Genomic DNA, 20,588 nt, shown 5'->3' with positions numbered 1-20,588 from the left:
TAACGCATGACCGCCGACTATCCCCAGCACGAGTTGCCGCTTCCCCCGATGCAGTGGAACGCCTGGGGCACCACCGCGGCCGCCACCACCCTTCCCCAGCCCGTCAAAGACCTCCTTGGCCAGGTCTTGGGCGTTTCAGGCGAGCAGATCGCCGCCCCCGCCGCGACGCAGGTGCGCCTGTCCCCCAGCCGCCTGAGGGCCTCCGACATCGCCGCACTCGAGGCCATCGTCGGCACCGTCGCCACCGGCGACGGAGACCGGCTGATCCGAGCCGGCGGCAAGTCGACACTGGATCTGCTGCGACGTCGGCAGTCACACCAGGACGCCCCCGATGCCGTCGTCGCACCGGCCACGAGCGGCCAGATCGCCGACCTCCTGCGCTGGTGCGCCGACCAGTCGATCGCCGTGGTCCCCTTCGGCGGGGGTACCAGCGTCGTGGGCGGTCTCGACCCCGACGCCGGTGGTCTGCGCGGTGTCCTCTCGGTGGATCTGCGCAACTTCGATCAACTGGTCTCGATCGATCCGGTCTCGGCCCAGGCGACGTTCGGCGCCGGTGTCACCGGGCCGCGCGCCGAAGAACTCCTCGGCGCCCACGGGTTCTCCCTCGGCCACTTCCCGCAGAGCTTCCAGTTCGCGACCATCGGCGGGTTCGCGGCCACCCGGTCATCGGGACAGGCCTCCGCCGGCTACGGACGCTTCGACGACATGGTCACCGGACTCCGAGTCGTCACCCCGACCGGCATCCTCGACCTCGGCGGAGCCCCCAAAACTGCGGCCGGACCTGACCTCCGTCAACTGTTCCTCGGTTCGGAAGGTACCTTCGGGATCATCACCGAGGTCACGGTGCGAGTCCGCGCCGCGGCACCGGTCACGCTCCACGAAGCCTGGCACTTTCCCGACTTCGCGACGGGCGCAACAGCATTACGTGCCGTCGCCCAGCAGGGCGGAGGTCCGACGGTCATGCGGCTGTCCGACGAGGCGGAAACCGGGGTCAACCTCGCGAGCCCCGGCAAGATCGGGGCCACCGACGACTCGGTCTCCGGCGGTGCACTCGCGATCACCACGTTCGAGGGGACCGGCGCCGTTGCACAGGCACGACAAGAACTGACCGCCGCGGTGATGAGGGATTCCGGCGGACGGTCTCTCGGAGCTCCGCGCGGGCAGGCCTGGGAGCACGGCCGATTCGACGCGCCGTATCTGCGCGACGCCCTCCTCGCCATCGGGGTCGGCTGCGAAACCCTCGAGACCGCCACCACTTGGAGCAATCTCAGCGCGCTGAAGGCGGCCGTCACCACCGCCCTGACCGATGCCATCGAGACGTCGGGATCACCGGCCCTGGTGCTCTGCCACATCTCGCACACCTATCCGACCGGCGCCTCGCTGTACTTCACTGTGGTCTACAAGTGCGACAGCAATCCCATCACGCAGTGGCAGACCGCGAAAGCCGCTGCGTCCGAAGCACTTGTCGCCGGCGGCGGCACGATCACCCACCACCACGCCGTTGGTGCCGACCATCGCCCATGGGTCGACGCGGAGATCGGAGATGTCGGTGTACGGATCCTGCGCGCGGTGAAAGACGCCCTGGACCCCGCCGGAATCCTGAACCCCGGCAAACTGATCCCATGACCACTCGGCGCATTGCCGCACTGATCAACCCCTCGGCACGTCACGGTCTGGGAGCCGGGGCCGCCGAGACCGCACTGACGGCGCTCGCCACGCACGGCCTCGACGTCACCGAGATGATCGGCCGCGACGCGGCGCACGCTCAGCAGTTGGCGCACACGGCTGCGCGGTCCGATCACGACGCCATCGTGGTCATCGGCGGCGACGGCAGCGTCCGGATGGCATTGGAGGCGGCGCGGGGGACCGGTATGCCCATCGGTCTCATGCCTGCCGGCACCGGTAACGATCATGCACGCGCACTGGGCATTCCGGTCGACGATCCCCTCGCAGCCGCAGCGATCGTCGGTGCCGCTCACGAGCGCAGCATCGACCTTGCCCAGATCACCCTCGCCGACGGCAGTACCTCCGTGTTCGGAACGGTCGCGGCGACCGGACTCGACGCGCTGGTCACCGAGCGGGCCAACATGATGGCGCGACCGAAAGGCCAATTGCGTTACCCGATCGCAGCTGTCGCCGAGATCGTGAAGCTCAAGCCGTTCCACTACCGGATCACCGTCGACGGCGTCACCATCGAACGCGACCTCGTCCTCGCATCCGTCGGCAACACTCCCTCATATGGCGGAGGGATGCAGATCACACCGGCCGCCATCGTCGACGACGGATCACTCGATCTGACCCTCGTGCTCAGCGGCTCCCGACTGCGCCTGCTCACCCTCTTCCCAACGGTCTACAGCGGCAAGCACATTCATCGACCGGAGGTCGAACAACTGCGTGGCCGAAAGATCGTGCTCGAATGCGAACCCAGCGCACCGGTCTACGCCGACGGCGAACGGGTCGGCATGCTTCCCGCGACCATCGAAATACTGCCCGGTGCCGTAACCTTTCTGGTACCGAGATTGGAGAACACCGATCGTGGGTAGTCGCGCACACCTGATGCGCCCGAGCTTCATGCCCCTCTAAGGAGTCCCGTGCTCAAACGTGACGTTTCTGCCCACCTCGACGTCGACATCACCGCTGAGACAGATCTCGAGTTCCAGATCGCGATCGCGCCCCATCCGGGTACCGAGGTGACCGAATCACTGTCGTTCCTGCTCGACGGCGAGCCGTTGGACGTCCGTGAGGTCAGCGGTGCCCACGGCAATCGCATCCACATGATGCACGCCGGGGTCGGCAACCTGCAGGCGAGGTACGAGGCCACCGTGCTCGGCAACACCGAACCCGCCCCGGTCTCCGATTACGACCTGTCGCTGTATCTGCGTCCCAGCCGTTACGCCGAAGCCGACAAGTTCTTCGGTTTCGCCGCAAAGCAATTCGGTGACATCACCGAACCTGCCCGATTGCTGGAGAAGGTCTCGGCCTGGGTTGGTACCCATCTCGACTACGTACCCGGTTCGAGCGACCCCATCGACGGCGCTGCGGACACGCTGCTCGCCGGCGCCGGCGTGTGCCGCGATTACGCACATCTCGTCGTCGCCTCACTGCGCGCGGTGAATGTGCCGGCACGGCTGGTGGCCGTCTACGCACCCGGCTGCGATCCCATGGATTTCCACGCCGTCGCCGAGGCTTTCGTCGTCGGACAGTGGCGAGTGGTGGATGCGACGTGCCTCGCCCCTCGGCAGACCCTGGTCCGCATCGCCACCGGACGCGACGCCGCCGACACCGCATTCCTCGACAATCACAAGGGCGGCATCGTCCTGAACAACGCGACCGTCACCGCGGTCGTCGACGGCGAACTCCCCAATGACGACCTCGGCGAACTGGTTTCGCTGACCTGATCGCCCCTGCCCTCACCGCGCTCAGTTCTGCTCTGCCCACCACTGCCGGAGTGCTTCTTCGGCCTCCTCGTGCGACATGGGGCCCCGGTCGAGGCGTAGTTCCTTCAGGTACCGCCATGCCTTGCCGACCTGGGGACCTGGCGGAAGGCCGAGTAGCTCCATGATCGCGTTGCCGTCCAGATCGGGCCGGACCCGGGCGAGGTCCTCCGCCTCGGCGATCTTGTCGATCCGGGCCTCGAGGTTGTCGTAGTTCTGCTGCAGTCTCTTGGCCCGCCGCTTGTTGCGGGTGGTGCAGTCTGCCCGCACGAGTTTGTGGAGCCGGGGGAGCAGGTCACCTGCGTCCGTGACATAGCGGCGCACCGCCGAGTCGGTCCACTGGTTGTCGCCGTAGCCGTGGAATCGCAGGTGCAGGAAAACCAGATTGGCCACGTCCTCGATCACGGCCTTCGGATACTTCAGAGCCCGCAGCCGCTTGCGCACCATCTTGGCGCCGACGACCTCGTGGTGATGAAAGCTGACGCCGCCATTGGGTTCATGCCGGCGGGTGCCCGGCTTACCGATGTCGTGGAGGATCGCCGCCCACCGCAGCACCAGGTCGGGATCGCCGTCCTCCAGATCGATCGCCTGCGACAGCACCGTGAGTGAGTGGGTGTAGACGTCCTTGTGCTGATGGTGTTCGTCGATCGCCAACTTCATCCCGGGGATCTCGGGTATGACACGTTCGGCCAGACCTGTCTCGCACAGCATGTCGATGCCCTCGACGGCATGCTCGCCGAGAATCAGCTTGTCGAGTTCGGCAGCAACCCGCTCGACCGTGATCCGTTCGATCTGCGCGGCCATCCGGATGGTCGCGTCGAAGACACCGGGGGAGAGGGAGAAGCCGAGCTGCGAGACGAATCTGACGCCGCGCAGCATCCGCAGCGGATCGTCGTTGAAGGAGTCCTCGGGCGCGGCGGGCGTATCGATCACCCCGGCGAGCAGCGCATCCATGCCACCGAGCGGATCGACGAACTGCTGGCTGCCGTCGGCCCCGATCTTCACCGCCATCGCGTTCATGGAGAAATCGCGGCGGATCAGGTCGTCCTCGAGGCGATCACCGAACCGCACCTGCGGATTGCGCCCGACCCGGTCGTACGAATCGGCCCGGAACGTGGTGATCTCGATCTGCTGCCCGGCCTTGGCAGCGCTGATGGTGCCGAAATCGATACCGGTGTCCCAGATCGCCTCCGCCCACCCGTGCAGCAGTTCCTTCACCCTGTCGGGCCGGGCGTCGGTGGTGAAGTCCAGATCGTTCGTGAGACGACCCAGCACCGCATCACGGACCGAACCGCCGACGAGGTACAGCTCGAAACCCGCAGCCGCGAATCGGGCACCGAGCGGGTCGAGGACGTCCGACAGACTCCGCAGCGACACCGCAGCCGCAGCCAGCAACCTGGTCCGTCGTTCGGCGGCAGCCAGGTCATCTGTGGAATCAGCAGGAGTTGTCACGAAACGCCAGAGTACCGAGGAACATGTCGAGCTTCGCTTCCGGCACAGTGCTCGAAGCCACCATCGGCCACGCTGGAGCAAACAGCGGGTTACAGACGACTAGCATCTATTGGGTGTCAGCCGAACCCACCGAGCCGAATAGGGACGTCGCCCGGCGCCCACGGCGCAGGCGCGGCGGTAGGCGCGGGGCCGGTCGCGATGTCAACGCGAACCAGAACGGAACCGAGACCCGCCAACAACCCGCAGGTGGCGAACAGAAGGCGCCCGACGAGCACTCCACCCCCGAGTCCGGTGGCGGCGGCTCGCGCCGGTCGCGCCGCGGTCGCCGCCGCAAACCGTCGCGGCCCGCCGACAGCAGCGTCGAAGCGGCCCGCAGCGAAGCAACCGGTGTCGCGGGAAACCCCGTCACCGACGGTCGAACAGCGCAGGTCAAGCCGTCCGACGTCGGTAAGACCAAGGCACCGCCCAAGGTGCCTGCCAACCTGGCCAAGCAGCGCCTGCGCACCGTCCGGGAGACGTCCGCCGGAGGGTTGATGGTCTCCGGGCTGGACGGTCCCGGCGACGAACGCTGCGCAGCACTCATCGGCCGGGTGGATCGCCGCGGCCGGATGATGTGGTCGTTGCCCAAAGGCCACATCGAGACGGGTGAGACGGCCGAACAGACCGCCATCCGCGAGGTGGCCGAGGAAACCGGGATCAAGGGCAACGTGGTGGCGCCCCTGGGCAAGATCGACTACTGGTTCGTCAGCGAGGGCAAACGGATCCACAAGACCGTTCACCATTATCTGATGCGCTTCACCGGCGGCGAACTCTCAGACGCCGACTACGAGGTCGCCGAGGTGGCCTGGGTGCCGTTGATCGACCTACCCCGACGACTGACCTACTCCGACGAACGCCGCCTCGCACGGGTCGCCGAAGACGTCATCGCAGAACTGACCGCCGACCCGGACCGCATGGCGCAATCGGAGACGCAAGGGGCCCGCACCGAGCCCAACGCGTACGAGAAGGCTGCTGCTGCCCGCAACCAGAAACGCAATGAACCGCCGGTGGTCGCCAAACCTCGACGACGCCGCCGTCGTGGCCGTCGCGGTTCCGGCCGCAGCGGCGAGGGCGGTGAGTCCACGGACGCACCCGCCGCGCACAGTCCGCCGGCCGACTCCGGCCCACCCGACGCCACGTGAAGGCCGGATCGATGCGGGTCCTGATCGCCCTGCTGGGCGTGCTCGCGGTGGTGGGCGTGTTCGTCATCGGATCGGGTCCACCCGCCGGTGCCGCACCCGGCGACGACGGGTCCGAGACCGGGGAGTTCTTGCGGATCTCGCTCGACGCGATCGACCCGTCCGCCGTCACCACCACCAGTCCCGGCACCGTGACGGCCCGCGGCACCCTCACCAACGTCGGTGACAGGCCGGTCAACAACATCGCCATGCGTCTGCAGCGGGCGCCGCAGGTGACCACCAGCGAGGGTCTGGGGGACTCACTGTCCGCCGACGCCAACAGCTTCGATGTCGTCGGCGCATTCCAGGACATCTCCGAGCAGCTCGCACCCGGGAAGAGCCTCCCGTTCACCTTGCGGATAAACCTCTCGGACAACAGCTCGGGCGATCCCAGTCTCCAGATCGACCGCCCCGGCGTGTATCCGATCCTCATCAATGTCAACGGGACCCCCGACTACGGGGTGCCCGCCAGACTCGATGATTCGCGCACACTGCTCCCCGTGATGGGTCTGCCGGCCGACCGCGACCGGGCCCGCACAGCCGAGCAGAGCGCGGATCCGCTCACCTCACCGATCGGGGGAGACGGCTCCATCCCGCCCGACACCTCTGCGCCGGTCGGCCTGACGATGTTGTGGCCGATCGCCGCCCCGGCCTCGCTCGCGCCCGGCGTCACCGGTGGGGGAGACGAGACCGTACGGCTGATGGACAACGGGCTGCAGCAGTCGATTTCGCCGGGCGGCCGCCTCGACAACCTGCTGATGGCGATGGAACAGGTGCATGCCGACGACCCCGACTCGCAGCTCTCGCGCAGTTTGTGCCTCGCGGTGGACCCCGACCTGCTGATCAGCGTGCAATCGATGACCGAGCCCTACCTGGTCTCCACCGATCCGGGCGATCCCACCGGCCCGGCACGCGAAGGCACCGGGACGCCGGATGCCATTGCTTTCCTCGACCGGCTCAGCGCGCTGGCGGGCCAGACGTGCGTCGTCGCGACGTCGTTCGCACATGTGGACACCGCCGCGCTCACGCGAGTGGCGGACAAGGACCTATCCGAGATCGGGCTCCGCGCCCCCGCGGACATCGTCGACAACATCCTGGGCGTCAAGAGCGTGCGCGGGCTCGCCATCCCGCCATCTGGTGTTCTCGACGACGCGAGTGCGGATCTGGTCCGCGACACCTTGTCCACCGGGGCCATCGTGTCCGCCTCCGGCATCGACAACTCCGCGCCGACCTCGCCGGACGGCACGTACCCGCTCGGCGACGACCTCGCGGTACAGACCTACGACCCCGCACTTGCCAGCGCGCTCGCCGCGCTGGGCACCACCCCCCACTCGGCGCAGGTCACCCCCAACGCACAACGCGCGGGCTGGGTACGGGGCTCGGAGCAGGCCCGCCGGCAGACCGCGATCGCCTCGCTGATGTTCACCGCGCTCGAACCGTCGGCAAGCGCCGCGACACCCCAACAGCTCGCAACACCGGCACCGGCGGACCCGATCGCCGACCGGATCGGCCGCGGTGAGGTGCTGATCGCGCCGCCGACGTGGTCGGCAACGCCCGAGGACACCAAGTCGGTGCTCTCGGCGATGACCATGCTCCTCGGATCGGACCTCGCGGTGGCGCGGCCGCTGCCCGGCATCACCGAGGAGTTGACGACCATCGCCTCCACACCCGCCGGAGCCGGCCTCGTCGCGCCCCGCGCAACACAGATCGCGGGCCCGAGCCCCCAGGCCATCGCGGCGGTACGAAGCAGCAGCTCCGCGATCTCACAGCTGCAGGATTCGATGACCACGCGGTCCGACGTCCCCATCACCCCCGCCGCCTACATGGCCCCGCTGCGCGAGGATCTGCTGCGCGCCATGGCGTCGGTGTCGCCGCAGGATCAGGACGCGGCAGCACGCGCCGCATCGATGCGTACCTCGGCGGTGTCGATCACGGTGGCGAGCATCAGCGACGGCGTGGGCATCCTCGATCCGGGGGGACGCTTCACGCTGGCGTCCGAGCGCAGTCCGTTGCTGCTGGTCATCCGTAACGATCTGCCTGTTGCCATGCGGGCACGACTGAACATCACGGTGCCCGAGGGCATGACCGTCGGGGATCTGGGCGTCATCGAGATCCCCCCGAACGGCACCCGGCAGATCGAGATCCCCACCCGTGCCGACCGATCGAGATCGATGACCGTCGAGATCGGGCTGGTGACCACGAACGGCGTCCCGTTGGGCGATCCCATCAACCTGTCAGTACATTCCAACGCATATGGAAAACCGCTCTTCATCATCACCATCTGCGCCGGGGTGCTGCTGGTCTTCCTGGCGGGGCGGCGTCTGTGGCACCGCTTCCGCGGTGAACCCGACCCGGCCGACCTCGACAGGCCCGAGCCCGACGAGCGAGATCGCCTGATGGCCGATTCACGCGCACTGCACAGCCCACCCGAACGCGGTGGCCACCACCCGGACGGCGGACACCGATGACCCAGGGTGGATCAGGTCCCCCGCCGATGCGGCCGCGCCGGCAGTCGCCGGTCGCCGTCGACCCGGCGCCGGTGGTCGCCCAGCAGCCGTCCGATGACAGTGTGTTGCGGACCAGCGGTTCGATCGCGCTGGCCACCCTCGTCTCCCGGATCACCGGATTCGTGCGTACCGTCCTCGTGCTCGCGTTGCTCGGTGCCGCTATCGCATCGTCGTTCCAGGCCGCCTACGTGCTGCCGAACATGGTCGCCGAAGTCGTGCTGGGTGCGGTGCTCACCGCGATCGTCATCCCCGTGCTGGTCAGGGCCGAACGCGAAGATGCGGACGGGGGAGCGGGCTTCATCAACCGCATCTTCACCCTCACCGTCCTGGTGCTCGGTGTGGCAACCCTGCTCGCGCTCGTCGCCGCACCGGCACTGACGATTCTCAATCTGGGTGACGGCAAGGTCAACCGCGATCTCGCGACGGCGCTGGCATTCCTGCTTCTGCCCTCCGTGCTGTTCTACGGTCTGTCGGCTCTGTTCATCGCGATCCTGAACATGAAGGGCCTGTTCAAGCCAGGTGCGTGGGCGCCCGTGCTCAACAACATCGTGCAGATCACGACGCTGGTCGCGTATGCGGCGGCGCCGGGGGAGATCTCGCTGAACCCGGTTCGGATGGGGGACACCAAGCTCCTCATCCTCGGGGTCGGCACCACGCTCGGTGTGGTGGCGCAGACGTTGGTCCTGGTACCGGCGATTCGCCGCAGCGGCGTCAAACTGCGCCTGCAGTGGGGTCTGGACGCGCGGCTGCGCAAGTTCGGCAACATGGCGCTGGCCATCGTGATCTACGTCGCCGTGCTGCAGGTCGGCCTGATCGTCACCTACCGGATCGCCTCGAGTGCCAGCGAGGCAGGCGTCAGCATCTACGCCACCCAGTGGCAGCTGCTGCAGTTGCCCTACGGCGTGCTGGGCGTGACGATCCTGACCGCGATCATGCCTCGGCTCTCCCGTAACGCCGCCGCCGACGACACCCACGCCGTGGTCGACGACCTCTCCCTCGCCACCCGGCTGACGATGGTGTCGATGGTCCCGATCATCGCGTTCATGACGTTCTTCGGACCGGCCATCGGTGTCGCCGTGTTCAACTTCGGCAAGTTCGACGCCGACACCGCATCGCAGCTCGGCAGTGTGCTCTCCTGGGGCGCCTTCACGATGATCCCGTACGCGATGACCCTGGTGCAGCTTCGTGTCTTCTACGCCCGCGAGGACGCCTGGACCCCGACCTACATGGTGATCGGCATCACCGCCGTGAAGGTGGCTGCGTCCTATCTCGGGCCCGTCCTGTTCGACGACCCGGACGCGGTGATCCGTTGGCTGGCGTTGTCGAATGGGCTCGGCTACCTCGTCGGCGCGATCGTGGGGCACTATCTGCTCCGGAGCCGACTCGGCGGCGCCCGGATGGACAACGTGGGCCGCACGGTCTTGTGGACCATCGGCGCCTCCGTCGCCTGCAGTGCGCTGGTCTGGGGTCTGGCGGAAGTCTCAGGACTGCATCGCATGTCGACCGAACACGGGAAGCTCGGTTCCGTCGCCTACCTGTTCCTCGTCGCGGTGGTCGCCATCGGGCTGACCTACACCGTGCTCACCCTGCTCCGCGTCCCGGACGTGCTGGCCGTGGTGGTCGCCGTGCGCCGGCTGCTCGGCAGGTTCATCCCCGCCATCGCCCCGGCGCCCGAACCGGACACCGACGGCGCGGCCACCATGACCGTGCAGTTCCCGCGGATCTCGGCAGACGAATCCGTTCCGTATTCTGGTCAAGTCGAAGTCATCCGACGTTTCGACCGGGGGACTTCGAGCTGGCAGGCTTATGCGGTCACCAGTGGTGGCGCGGCCGGACCCGATTCACGGCCACCACAAGATCTGCGCTATCGACGGAGAGGAGCTGCTGCTTTGGGTAAACAAGAGGCCGACAAGCCGGACGTGCCGCCCACACCGCCGCGGCCGTCGTCGTCGACCGCCGACGAAACCGCGAAGATGGACCTCGGCGCCGTCGCATCGGGCGCCCCCGTGAAGCGGGACAAGGCGACCCGCCCGGCACCCCAGGGTGCACGGCGAGGGCCCAGGCTGGTCCCCGGAGCGGCCGTCGCAGGTGGCCGGTATCGATTGCTGCAACACCACGGCGGCGCGCGCGGTCTGCAGTTCTGGCAGGCCCGCGACATCAACCTCGACCGCGACGTGGCGCTGACATTCGTCGATGCGCAGCAGGTCGCGCCGCCACCGGAGCCCGGCGTCCGCATCGATCCGCGCGACGAGGGCCCACAGGCCGTCCTGTCCCGCACCCTGCGGCTCGGCCGGATCAATTCACCCGGCATCGCGCGCGTCCTCGACGTCGTACGTGGCTCCTCGGGCGGCATCGTTGTGGCCGAATGGGTTCCGAGCTCGTCGCTGGCCGACGTCGCGAAGTCGAATCCCTCGCCGGTCGGTGCCGCCAGAGCCGTTCGCGCACTCGCGGCAGCGGCCGAATCCGCACACCGCAACGGTGGTGCCCTTTCGATCGATCACCCCGAACGCATCCGTATCAGCCAGGAGGGCAACGCCTTCGTGGCGTTCCCCGGCACCCTCGCCGACTCCGACAAGTCGACCGACGTCCGCGGACTCGGCGCAGTGCTCTACGCGCTGTTGCTCGCCCGGTGGCCGCTCGACCCTGATACCGGCACGACCCTGGCGACGAGCCGCAAGTCGAACGAGCCTGTCGGCGGGCTCCTGCCTGCGGCCCCCGGCCCGGACAACCTGCCGCGCGAACCACGCGCCGAACGACCGGACATCCCCTTCGAGATCTCCGCCGTCGCCGCCCGAGCGCTGGAGGGCAACAGCGGTATCCGCACAGCCGCAACGGTTCAGCACGTTCTCGACCAGGCCACAGTGCTCGATCAGAAGACCGATCTGATCGCGCAGGTCGGCCCCGGAGGAGCCCCTGTCAGCTCTACTCCGCGAGCGAAACCGCGCATGTTGGGCGCCGGCGTCCCCGAACAGAAGAAACCTCGCTCGGTGCGGATGATCGCCACCATCGCCGGCGCCGCACTACTGACACTGTTCCTGGTCATCGCGCTGGTCGTGTGGGCGAGCAACTCGTTCGGCGCCGACGACTCGGCCCCCGACATCGACTCGATCTTCTCCTCGTCGGCACCGGCTCCCGGGCCCGGGGGCGGCCCGGCGGCAGCAGCAACTCCGGTACCACTGACCGCGGTCTCGATGCTCGACTACTCCGATCAGGAGCCCGACAGCAGGCAGAACCTCAACAACGTCATCACCGGGCAGGCGCCGGCGTGGCAAACCGACGAATACCGTGGCGGACCCAGATTCGGCAATCTCAAACCCGGGCTCGGCCTGATGTTCACCCTCGAACGCGACGCCACCCTCACCGAGGTCGTCATCCGGACGCCGACTCCCGGAATACAACTGGAGATCCGAACCGCCGACAATCCACAGGCGGCCTTCGAGACGACCCGGCGGGTCGGTGCGGCGACCCTGGACGCCCAGGAGACCCGCATCCCGATCACAGGAGCCGGACCCTCCCGATACGTGCTGGTGTGGTTGACGGCGCTGCCACGCAATGACAACGGCCGCTATCAGGGTGCGGTCAGCCAGGTCTCGATGACGGGCTGATGGTCCGGCAAGATCAGAATCCACCGGGGGATCGGCTACCCGACGGTGCCGTGCTGTGCGAGGACGGACTGGTCCGTCCGGTGTGGGCAGCACAGCCCGGGCTGATGCGCGACTACTACGACACCGAGTGGGGTATGCCGGTGTCCGGGGAGAACGCGCACTTCGAACGGCTTGTGCTCGAGGGGTTTCAGGCCGGGCTCTCCTGGGCGACGATTCTTCGCAAGCGTCCGGCGTTCCGAGAGGTGTTCTGCGACTTCGACGTCGACACCGTCGCCGGCTTCGGTGACGGGGAGGTCGAGACCCTGCTGACCGATGCCCGCATCATCCGGCACCGCGGGAAGATCGAGGCGGCCATCGGGAACGCCCGCGCCACCCAGGAGTTGCGTGCCGCCGGCGGCCTGGTGGAGTTCCTGTGGTCCTTCCGGCCCGACCGGACGCCGCACCCGCAATCGATCGCCGACGTGCCCACCACCTCGCCCGAATCGGTCGCGATGTCGAAGGCACTGCGGAAGAACGGGTTTCGATTCGTCGGTCCGACCACGATGTACGCCCTCATGGAGGCGATCGGAATAGTCGACACGCACCTGATGTCGTCTTTCCGGCGCGGCACCTCCGGGGTGTGGAACCACTAGCGCCGATATCGCCGCACCAACTCGGCGAGGTTGACCGGGTAGATGAACTCGCTGCTGTTCTCGATCTCCTCGGGACTCCACCACCGGTGGTCGAGGAACGAATTACGCTCCAGCTCCGTCCATCCGGCCGAACGGGGCTCGAACGCGGGCACGTGCGCGACGAAGTAGACCTCCGACTGGTGGATCGGTTCGCCGACGAACATGATGTCGAACTCGCGGTGCAGCACCGGACCCGACATCTCGGTCACCTCCAGGCCCGTCTCCTCCAGGACCTCGCGACGCGCGGTCTGTTCTTGCGTCTCGTCGCCCTCTCGACCGCCGCCGGGAGTGAACCACCATGATCCGGCGGCCGGGTCGGAGGGGTCGAGACCCCGGAAGAGCAGGGTGCGACCGGCGTCGTCGATGAGGACTATGCGTGCGGCCTCCCGCCGTCGACGATCCATCCTGCCACCTCTCCCACGCGCGTGACTGCCCGTACCAGCGTGACAGAGAGGATGTGGTGCCGCCGGGCACCCTGCGGGTGGCCAAGTGTTCACGCCACGAGCCCGACCTCGTACCCATCAGGGCATCCTCAGTGTGTTTGGCTAGTGTGAGTGTCGGTGATCGCCAGTATCGCCACGCACGTCCAATTGGGAAACGAGAGTGCGATGACTGCTCGCAGGGCCGAGTATCCCCGGCCGAACCACTGCATCGTCCACGTCAGTGACACGCACCTGATCATCGGCGACGAGAGTCTCTACGGCGGTGTCGACAGCACCGCCCGTCTCCAGCAGATCCTCTCCGAGCTCACCGGCTCGGGCGTGGCCATCGATGCGATGGTGTTCACCGGTGACCTCACCGACCAGGGCGACCCGGCGGCCTATCAGACCTTGCGGGACATGGTCGAGCCCGTCGCGGCCGACCTGGGCGCCGAGTTGATCTGGGCCATGGGCAATCACGACGACCGGGCGAGCTTCCGCGTAGAGCTGCTCGGCGAAGCACCCGGGACCGCACCGATCGATCGGGTCCATGACGTGGACGGACTCCGCATCGTCAACCTCGATTCGACGGTGCCCGGCAAACATCACGGTGAGTTGACCGACGCCCAGCTCGACTGGCTCGCCGAGGTACTGGCGGCCCCTGCCGAACACGGCACCATCGTGGCCATGCACCACCCGCCCGTCCCCTGCGTACTCGACCTGGCCGTTGTCGTCGAACTACGCGATCAGCAACGTCTCGCAGATGTGTTGCGCGGCACCGATGTCCGGGCGATCATCGCCGGCCACCTGCACTATTCGACAACCGCCACCTTTGCGGGCATACCCGTTTCGGTAGCGGCTGCGACCTGCTACAACCAAGACCTCAACGTGCCCGCCGGTGCAATGCGGGGCCGTGACGGCGGACAGGGTTACAACCTCATCCACGTGTACGACGAGACCGTCGTGCACTCGGCGGTACCCATCGGAACGTTCGACACCGTAGGCGAATACGTCTCACCGGAGCAGACGGCGGCGCGTCTGACCAAGGCCGGTGTGTACATCGACGAGAGCACTCGGCAGAGCGCGACGACCCGCGTGTGAACCCGGTCACCGGGCCGTCGGCGACGTGATCTCCCAGGGGGCCACGATCGGGAAGTACCGATCCAGGAAATCGGTGACCATCTTCGTCCGGAGCTCGAGGTCCACCTCGGGGAAGCTGCCGTCGTTGAGGCAGAAGAAGTCGACGGCGCGCTTGGGCAGCATCTTCTCCATCGCCTTCAGACCCGCATAACCGGTGGTGTCGATGTACTTGACCTTCGCATCCTTTTGCACCACGGCCCGGCCACTCATCAGCGCGTAGTAGTGGTACAGCGAGTTGGTCACCGAGATGTTGGTGCTGGCACGGAACACGCTGGCAGCCGTGGCCGCGAACTCGTCGGAGAACTCGCGCTCCATCTCGGCCATCACACTCTTGCGCAGGGGGGTGGCAGCGTGTTCGAGATGCCGGGTTGTCATGAGCCCGAACCGATCTTGCAACAGGCGGCGGTTCACGCGAGCTGCGTTCTCGAAACCGCTGCGATCGGTATCGCTGTACCCCAGTCCGATCCGGGTGTCGGCTTCGATGAACATGCTGATACCACCGGGGGAGAAGAACATCTGCGGCCCCACCGGACGACCGAAGAACATGTCGTCGTTGGAGTAGAGGAAATGCTCGGAAAGCCCTGGTATGTGGTGTAACTGGCTCTCCACGGCCTGAGAGTTGTGCGTCGGCAACACCGAGGTGTCGGCGAAGAAGTTCTCGCTGGGCATGAAGGTCACCCGCGGATCGTCGGCCAGCCACGCCGGGCGGGGCGAGTCGGTGGCGACAAAGATCCGCCGAATCCACGGCGCGTACATGTGAACCGACCGCAGAGCGTATTTCAGCTCGTCGATCTGACGGAAGCGCGCCGGTGAGGTATCACCTTCGCCGACGACGTAGTTCTTCATCCGCTTGGCACGCTGCGCCTGGAACTCGGCCGACGAACCGTCGACCCACGAGAACACGAGGTCGATCTCGAACCCGATGTCCGAGGCGTGTCCGGCGAACATGTTCTCGATCGACGGCCAGGTCTTGCCGAAGCGCTCCACGGTGCCCCGCACGGCCTCGTCACGCCGGACGGTGCGCCTGGTCAGCGAGTTCTCGATCGGCAGGACGATATCGGTGTCGTCGAACGACCACAGTTCGATCTGCACACCCGTGGCAGCGCCGTAGTTCAGTCCGCTCGTCGGCTCGACCCGTGGCCGGTAGAGCCGGAAGATGCGAGCCTTCGGTGACACCGAGAGCAGACCGTCGCCCACCAGCACGGCCTTGCCGCGCTCTGCATCCACGGTCTTCGAATAGAACGGTTCACGTACGCAGGCGTCGACCAACGCAGCCTTGAGAGCGGCGCGATCGGTCCACGCGATCGCGATGACCGGACGTTCGTCATTGCCCCGGACCAGCAGATATTCGATACCGGTGGTGTCGAGCACCGACCGGATGAAGAGTAGATCCTCGACCATCGCCTCCTGCGGCGTCGTCGACGTGATCTGCAGCGCGTACCTGCCTTCGAATCCGACGACATCGGGCCGCTCGCCGAGCCGGGCCACCGACGCGGCAGATTCCTGCAGAACGGCCTCGTGACGGGAGGGTTCCGGCGGAAGCAGATAGATCTCGTGCGGTGCAGACGACAAGGTGATGTGAATCCTTCCGGGGACGGCCGAGAAGTCCCCGGGATCCAACCAGTGTAGTGCCGGACGCCCGTCGTCCATCAAACAGATGCTTTACAGTTCCCCCTCGCGCGAGACATGACGGTCCACTAGTCTCCATCCATGGCCGAGTGGGGGAAGGTCGGTGGGGATGATTCGCGTACCGATGAGGAATTGTTGTCTGCGCATGTGTCCGGGGATCGCGATGCGTTCGGCATCCTGATCACCCGCCACCAAGGCCATCTGTGGGCCGTCGCCCGCCGTACTTCACATACCGGCGAAGACGCAGCCGACGCCCTACAGGACGCGCTGCTCAACGCCCATCGCATGGCTCACCGCTTTCGCGCCGACTCCAAGGTGAGCTCCTGGCTGCATCGCATCGTGGTCAACGCGAGCTTGGATCGTATTCGGCGCAACAAGTCTCGGCTGACCGTCCCGTTGCCGGAGTTCGACGTCAGTCAATTCGCCGACCCGCGTGACCACCACGGCGACATCGACCTGTCGATGTCTGTCGGACGCGCTCTCGACACCCTCCCGCCGGAGCAACGCGATGCCATTGTGGCCGTGGACATCGAGGGCTATTCGATCGCCGAGGCCGCGGCCCTGCTCGGTGTCCCCGACGGGACCATCAAGAGTAGATGCGCCCGCGGACGCGCGAAACTTGCTGTGGTGCTTGGGCATCTGCGTAATACGGCGGATGAGCCCACCAGCAACCCCTGATGGGTCGTCTTGGCGGTGGCCAACTGGCCGTTTGTTCGCCAAAACAACCCATCATCGGGTCTACTGGAGGCATGGGCTTCACTCGCGCTGAACTCGAATCGTTTCGGGATGCAGTGATCGCTGACCTGATCGGTCCCGATTGCCGACTGTTGTTCGTCGGTATCAACCCGGGCCTGTGGACGGCAGCGACCGGTGCACACTTCGCGCGGCCGGGCAATCGTTTCTATCCGGCTCTCTACAGAGCCGGGATCGTCGACCGCGTGATCGACGCCTCCGCAGGCATGAAACCGGAAGACCGTGACCTGCTGATCGAGCGGGGAGTGGGAATCACCAACATGGTCCATCGGGCCACTGCGCGGGCCGACGAATTGTCCGCCGACGAGTTCCGAGAGGGCGCCGCCGAACTCGTCGCGACCGTCGAACGGGTGGCGCCGCGGGTCGTCGCCGTCGCGGGGATCACCGCCTACCGGATGGCGTTCGGAGAGAAGAAGGCGGCGGCCGGACGGCAGGATCGACGCCTCGGCGACTCGGCGATCTCCGATGCCGAGGTCTGGGTGGTGCCCAACCCCAGCGGTCTCAATGCGCACCACACCGTCGACACCCTCGCGCAGGCCTATCGTGAGGCGGCGCTCGCCGCAGGAGTGGTGTGAGAGAACTCGGGCCGGGTAACCGGGAACCAAGTGCGACACCACGACGTCCTAGCTGGGAATCACAAAGACGAGGGAACTGGAGCTGACGACGATGTTCGGTATCGGAAGTCGGGGCGGGGCGCCTACGGAGGTGCCCGAACCTCCTTATTCCGTTGACGTCGTGGCCGACCTGCACGCCGGCGTCTATCCCGACGACATCGCGGAGCAGCTACGGCCTCGCGTGCTGGCCGACCCCGATTCCATGGCGATCTGGAATGCACTCGAGGCCACCACGGATCAGCTCCGCGACGCAGGCGCGGAGTCCGAGCCGATTCCGGAGCATGCGCAGGCCACGGTGAACGCGACACTGCGCTCGTTGCGCGACCAGGAGTCGACGACGACCCCGATACCGCTGTGGCGCAGACACTCCCGTGTCGTGGTCGGCCTGGCGGCGGCCGCGGCCGTCGCCGGCATCGCGGTGGCCACGACGTTCGCGTTCACCGGCGATCCGGCACAGCCGGTGGTCGCGGACGACCGACCGGGTCCCACCAGTGTCGGGGTGCCCACGGAACCCGCCCTGCTCGCGGCGCTCGGCCGCAGCGACACCAGCGCCTTTCCCGACGTCGCGGCCCGTGATCGTTGTCTCGCCGCGAACGGTGTCGCGCCCCGCGCACCTGTGCTCGGGGTCGGGTCACTCGATACCGGCGGTGAGCCGTCCACGGTGATCCTGCTGGCCACGGGCACGATCGGACGTTTTGACGCGCTCGTGGTCGGCGCCGCGTGCGATACGGGGAACCCGGCCACGATCAGCCGCACCACCATCGGCGACCAGTGACGCGATGGCCACAGCGGCCACCAGGCCGACGGGCGCAACGGCGAGATGATCGGTTGCGACCGCCCATAGGAGAGGCCCGGTAGCAGCCACCACTGCTGTGAGTACGACGGTGAGCATCCGGCGACCACCGACCCCTCCCGCGGCTGCAGGCACGAGGTGCATCAGCGCTGCCGCGAGCAGTATCGAACCCAGCAGGTCGCTCGGACGGTGCCATCCCCACACCATCAGGTCCTGGCTCACAAGGGTCAGCCAGCCCACCCCCGCGACTGCCAGCACGGGCGCGATCCGGCGCGGTGCAGCGCGCACGATCGCTGCAACACAACCCGCCGCTGCTGCCGCGTGTCCGCTCGGGAAGGTGTTCGTGGCCCAGGACAACGCATCGAACCCCGGCCGGGTGAGCAGCTCGTCGCGCAGGAACTGAGTCACCAAGATCGCGATCACCGGAAGGGCAAGCAGCGGGGCGATGCTCAGCCGGCGCCCGGCCCACAGTCCCAGCACGACGATGGCCACGATCGACACCACCCAGAGCCGTACGTCCGTCACCGAGCCCAGCCCGACGACATGCGGGACATCCGCGGTGGCGCCGGTTCCCCGCAGGGTCAGGAAGGCCCGCTGGTCGAGCTCCTGGCCCGCTCGGGTCTGCACGGCGACCAGGTAGACACCGGCCATCAGCGCCATCAACAGCGCCGACCACCCCAGGGACATCACCATCGGGCCGGTGGCAGGCATTGCGCGCGGAGCGCCCGGCCGGCGCAGGGACCTCGAAATCATGCACTCCATGGTGCCTGACGTAGCTGAGTGCCTTCACAGCGTTCGGCCCGGTGTTCTGCCGCCACACTGTGGTGCGGGAACAGATCCCCTTACGCTGGTGTTATCCATCGCGGGTAGAGAATCAAAGCAAGACCAGACCAGATGCCGACCCCGGATCATCTGCTCGCGGCACAAAAGCCCAAGTAAGAATACCCAGATAGGAAAGTGGAGCACTGATGAGCGCACCAGGAACCGACACCGTCCACGACGTCATCATCGTCGGATCGGGACCGGCCGGATATACCGCCGCGGTGTACGCGGCACGCGCCGAGCTGTCGCCTGTTGTCTTCGAGGGCACCCAATTCGGTGGGGCACTGATGACCACCACCGAGGTGGAGAACTTCCCCGGATTCCAAAAGGGGATCCAGGGTCCTGAACTGATGGAAGAGATGCGGGAACAGGCCATTCGCTCCGGCGCCGACCTGCGGATGGACGACGTCGACGCGGTCCGGCTCGCCGGTGACATCAAGGAGGTCGACGCCGGCGGTGAGACCTTCCGCGCCAAGTCCGTGATCCTCGCGATGGGTGCTGCCGCCCGTTACCTCGACATCCCGGGAGAGCAGGACCTGCTCGGCCGCGGCGTGTCGGCCTGTGCGACCTGTGACGGGTTCTTCTTCCGCGACCAGGACATCGCCGTCATCGGCGGCGGCGACTCCGCGATGGAGGAGGCCACCTTCCTCACGAAGTTCGCCCGCAGCGTGACTGTGATCCACCGCCGGGAAGAGTTCCGGGCCTCGAAGATCATGCTCGAGCGCGCCCGCGCCAACGACAAGATCCGCTTCATCACCAACGCCACCATCGGCAGGGTCCTCGGCGAGACGTCGGTCACCGGACTCGAACTGGTGGACACCGTCACCGGCGCGACGTCGACCATCGACGTGACCGGCATGTTCGTGGCGATCGGTCACGATCCACGAAGCGCCCTGGTGAAGGGACAGGTGGATCTCGACTCCGAGGGCTACGTCAAGGTGCAGGGGCGCAGCACCTACACCTCGCTGCCTGGCGTTTTCGCCTCCGGTGACCTGGTCGACCACACCTACCGGCAGGCGATCACCGCCGCCGGTTCCGGATGTTCGGCAGCGATCGACGCAGAGCGCTGGCTTGCAGACCAGGCCGATATCGCGCCCGCCGAGGTCCCTGAGGCCGCCGGCGTGCAGGTCTGACCCCGATCCAACCCCCTTCCGTTCATCCGAACGGACCTCGACCACGTGTGAAAAGGAGAACAAAAATGGGAGACAACACCGTCGCCGTCACCGACGCCACGTTCAAAGAAGAGGTGCTGGGATCCGGCAAACCGGTCCTGGTCGACTTCTGGGCAACCTGGTGCGGACCCTGCAAGATGGTAGCGCCGGTCCTCGAGGAGATCGCGGGTGAGAACTCTGAAAAGCTCACCGTCGCGAAACTCGACGTGGACCAGAACCCCAACGTTGCAAGGGATTTCCAGATCATGTCGATCCCGACCATGATCCTGTTCGAAGATGGCAAACCCACCAAGACGATCGTCGGCGCCAAGGGCAAAGCGGCGCTGCTGCGCGAACTCGACGGGGTTCTCGGCAAGTAGG

16 protein-coding genes are annotated in these 20,588 nt (G+C 66.9%); 12 read left to right on the top strand and 4 right to left on the bottom strand.

Features of this window, described 5'->3' with window-relative positions:
- Window positions 1-6 precede the first annotated feature (6 nt).
- The 3 genes from DFR67_RS08800 to DFR67_RS08790 are packed head-to-tail and all read left to right on the top strand — an operon-like array spanning window position 7 to window position 3,398.
- Complete coding sequence (locus tag DFR67_RS08800) at window positions 7-1,626, top strand: FAD-binding oxidoreductase (protein WP_425451260.1); 1,620 nt, start codon at window positions 7-9, stop codon at window positions 1,624-1,626.
- Window positions 1,623-2,543, top strand: coding sequence for a diacylglycerol kinase (locus tag DFR67_RS08795; protein WP_110469141.1), 921 nt, complete (start codon window positions 1,623-1,625; stop codon window positions 2,541-2,543). Before DFR67_RS08800 ends, DFR67_RS08795 begins: the two co-directional genes overlap by 4 nt.
- A gap of 48 nt (window positions 2,544-2,591) precedes the next feature.
- Window positions 2,592-3,398: a transglutaminase-like domain-containing protein gene (locus DFR67_RS08790; protein WP_110469140.1), complete on the top strand. Its 807-nt coding sequence runs from the start codon at window positions 2,592-2,594 to the stop codon at window positions 3,396-3,398.
- 21 nt (window positions 3,399-3,419) lie between these two features.
- Here the strand turns inward: DFR67_RS08790 and DFR67_RS08785 are convergent, their stop codons facing one another.
- Window positions 3,420-4,886 carry a CCA tRNA nucleotidyltransferase gene (locus DFR67_RS08785; RefSeq protein ID WP_245937825.1) on the bottom strand — a complete coding sequence of 489 codons (1,467 nt, stop codon included), beginning with the start codon at window positions 4,884-4,886 and terminating at the stop codon, window positions 3,420-3,422.
- A gap of 113 nt (window positions 4,887-4,999) precedes the next feature.
- Here DFR67_RS08785 and DFR67_RS08780 point away from each other — a divergent pair, with 113 nt between their 5' ends.
- From DFR67_RS08780 to DFR67_RS08765, 4 genes are read left to right on the top strand one after another with little or no spacing between them, the layout of a single operon-like run.
- A complete protein-coding gene (locus tag DFR67_RS08780) occupies window positions 5,000-6,067 on the top strand; it encodes an NUDIX hydrolase (RefSeq protein WP_245937824.1) in 1,068 nt (355 codons plus the stop codon).
- A complete protein-coding gene (locus DFR67_RS08775) occupies window positions 6,064-8,571 on the top strand; it encodes a DUF6049 family protein (protein WP_110469138.1) in 2,508 nt (835 codons plus the stop codon). Before DFR67_RS08780 ends, DFR67_RS08775 begins: the two co-directional genes overlap by 4 nt.
- On the top strand, window positions 8,568-12,215 hold the full coding sequence (murJ, locus tag DFR67_RS08770; protein WP_342766719.1) for a murein biosynthesis integral membrane protein MurJ: 3,648 nt from the start codon (window positions 8,568-8,570) through the stop codon (window positions 12,213-12,215). The genes DFR67_RS08775 and murJ overlap by 4 nt, the downstream gene beginning before the upstream one ends.
- On the top strand, window positions 12,215-12,847 hold the full coding sequence (locus DFR67_RS08765; RefSeq protein WP_110469136.1) for a DNA-3-methyladenine glycosylase I: 633 nt from the start codon (window positions 12,215-12,217) through the stop codon (window positions 12,845-12,847). Before murJ ends, DFR67_RS08765 begins: the two co-directional genes overlap by 1 nt.
- On the opposite strand, the gene DFR67_RS08760 is transcribed toward DFR67_RS08765, so the two are convergent.
- Window positions 12,844-13,290, bottom strand: coding sequence for an NUDIX hydrolase (locus DFR67_RS08760; RefSeq protein WP_110469135.1), 447 nt, complete (start codon window positions 13,288-13,290; stop codon window positions 12,844-12,846). The genes DFR67_RS08765 and DFR67_RS08760 overlap by 4 nt on opposite strands.
- A 204-nt stretch (window positions 13,291-13,494) precedes the next feature.
- Between DFR67_RS08760 and DFR67_RS08755 the strand changes: the two genes are divergently transcribed.
- Entirely contained in the window at window positions 13,495-14,406 is a 912-nt protein-coding gene (locus DFR67_RS08755; protein WP_110469251.1) for a phosphodiesterase, read from the top strand.
- Between the two features lie 6 nt (window positions 14,407-14,412).
- On the opposite strand, the gene DFR67_RS08750 is transcribed toward DFR67_RS08755, so the two are convergent.
- Window positions 14,413-15,846: a stealth family protein gene (locus tag DFR67_RS08750; RefSeq protein ID WP_110469250.1), complete on the bottom strand. Its 1,434-nt coding sequence runs from the start codon at window positions 15,844-15,846 to the stop codon at window positions 14,413-14,415.
- A 309-nt stretch (window positions 15,847-16,155) separates the two neighbouring features.
- On the opposite strand from DFR67_RS08750, the gene sigM reads away from it, so the two are divergent.
- Both sigM and mug read left to right on the top strand, forming a co-directional pair.
- Window positions 16,156-16,752, top strand: a complete 597-nt coding sequence (sigM, locus tag DFR67_RS08745; RefSeq protein ID WP_110469134.1) for an RNA polymerase sigma factor SigM — start codon at window positions 16,156-16,158, stop codon at window positions 16,750-16,752.
- Window positions 16,753-16,823: 71 nt separating this feature from the next.
- Window positions 16,824-17,402, top strand: coding sequence for a G/U mismatch-specific DNA glycosylase (gene mug, locus DFR67_RS08740; RefSeq protein WP_110469133.1), 579 nt, complete (start codon window positions 16,824-16,826; stop codon window positions 17,400-17,402).
- Window positions 17,403-18,072: 670 nt separating this feature from the next.
- On the opposite strand, the gene DFR67_RS08730 is transcribed toward mug, so the two are convergent.
- On the bottom strand, window positions 18,073-18,987 hold the full coding sequence (locus DFR67_RS08730; protein WP_146240403.1) for a phosphatase PAP2 family protein: 915 nt from the start codon (window positions 18,985-18,987) through the stop codon (window positions 18,073-18,075).
- A gap of 215 nt (window positions 18,988-19,202) precedes the next feature.
- Here DFR67_RS08730 and trxB point away from each other — a divergent pair, with 215 nt between their 5' ends.
- Window positions 19,203-20,189: a thioredoxin-disulfide reductase gene (trxB, locus tag DFR67_RS08725; protein WP_110469130.1), complete on the top strand. Its 987-nt coding sequence runs from the start codon at window positions 19,203-19,205 to the stop codon at window positions 20,187-20,189.
- Between the two features lie 65 nt (window positions 20,190-20,254).
- Complete coding sequence (gene trxA / locus DFR67_RS08720; RefSeq protein WP_110469129.1) at window positions 20,255-20,587, top strand: thioredoxin; 333 nt, start codon at window positions 20,255-20,257, stop codon at window positions 20,585-20,587.
- Window position 20,588 lies beyond the last annotated feature (1 nt).

The organism is Williamsia limnetica (genome assembly GCF_003217475.1).
Lineage (GTDB): Bacteria > Actinomycetota > Actinomycetes > Mycobacteriales > Mycobacteriaceae > Williamsia > Williamsia limnetica.
The sequence above is the reverse complement of the archived record's forward strand: the minus strand, read 5'-3'. Positions and strand labels throughout refer to the sequence as shown.

What these genes read in the sequence shown, in the direction of transcription:
- trxB (WP_110469130.1), top strand. Translation starts at nt 19,203, where the DNA reads ATGAGCGCACCAGGAACCGACACCGTCCACGACGTCATCATCGTCGGA.
- DFR67_RS08765 (WP_110469136.1), top strand. Translation starts at nt 12,215, where the DNA reads ATGGTCCGGCAAGATCAGAATCCACCGGGGGATCGGCTACCCGACGGT.
- DFR67_RS08760 (WP_110469135.1), bottom strand. Translation starts at nt 13,290, where the DNA reads ATGGATCGTCGACGGCGGGAGGCCGCACGCATAGTCCTCATCGACGAC.
- trxA (WP_110469129.1), top strand. Translation starts at nt 20,255, where the DNA reads ATGGGAGACAACACCGTCGCCGTCACCGACGCCACGTTCAAAGAAGAG.
- DFR67_RS08800 (WP_425451260.1), top strand. Translation starts at nt 7, where the DNA reads ATGACCGCCGACTATCCCCAGCACGAGTTGCCGCTTCCCCCGATGCAG.
- DFR67_RS08750 (WP_110469250.1), bottom strand. Translation starts at nt 15,846, where the DNA reads ATGGTCGAGGATCTACTCTTCATCCGGTCGGTGCTCGACACCACCGGT.
- DFR67_RS08795 (WP_110469141.1), top strand. Translation starts at nt 1,623, where the DNA reads ATGACCACTCGGCGCATTGCCGCACTGATCAACCCCTCGGCACGTCAC.
- DFR67_RS08755 (WP_110469251.1), top strand. Translation starts at nt 13,495, where the DNA reads ATGACTGCTCGCAGGGCCGAGTATCCCCGGCCGAACCACTGCATCGTC.
- sigM (WP_110469134.1), top strand. Translation starts at nt 16,156, where the DNA reads ATGGCCGAGTGGGGGAAGGTCGGTGGGGATGATTCGCGTACCGATGAG.
- murJ (WP_342766719.1), top strand. Translation starts at nt 8,568, where the DNA reads ATGACCCAGGGTGGATCAGGTCCCCCGCCGATGCGGCCGCGCCGGCAG.
- DFR67_RS08730 (WP_146240403.1), bottom strand. Translation starts at nt 18,987, where the DNA reads ATGATTTCGAGGTCCCTGCGCCGGCCGGGCGCTCCGCGCGCAATGCCT.
- mug (WP_110469133.1), top strand. Translation starts at nt 16,824, where the DNA reads ATGGGCTTCACTCGCGCTGAACTCGAATCGTTTCGGGATGCAGTGATC.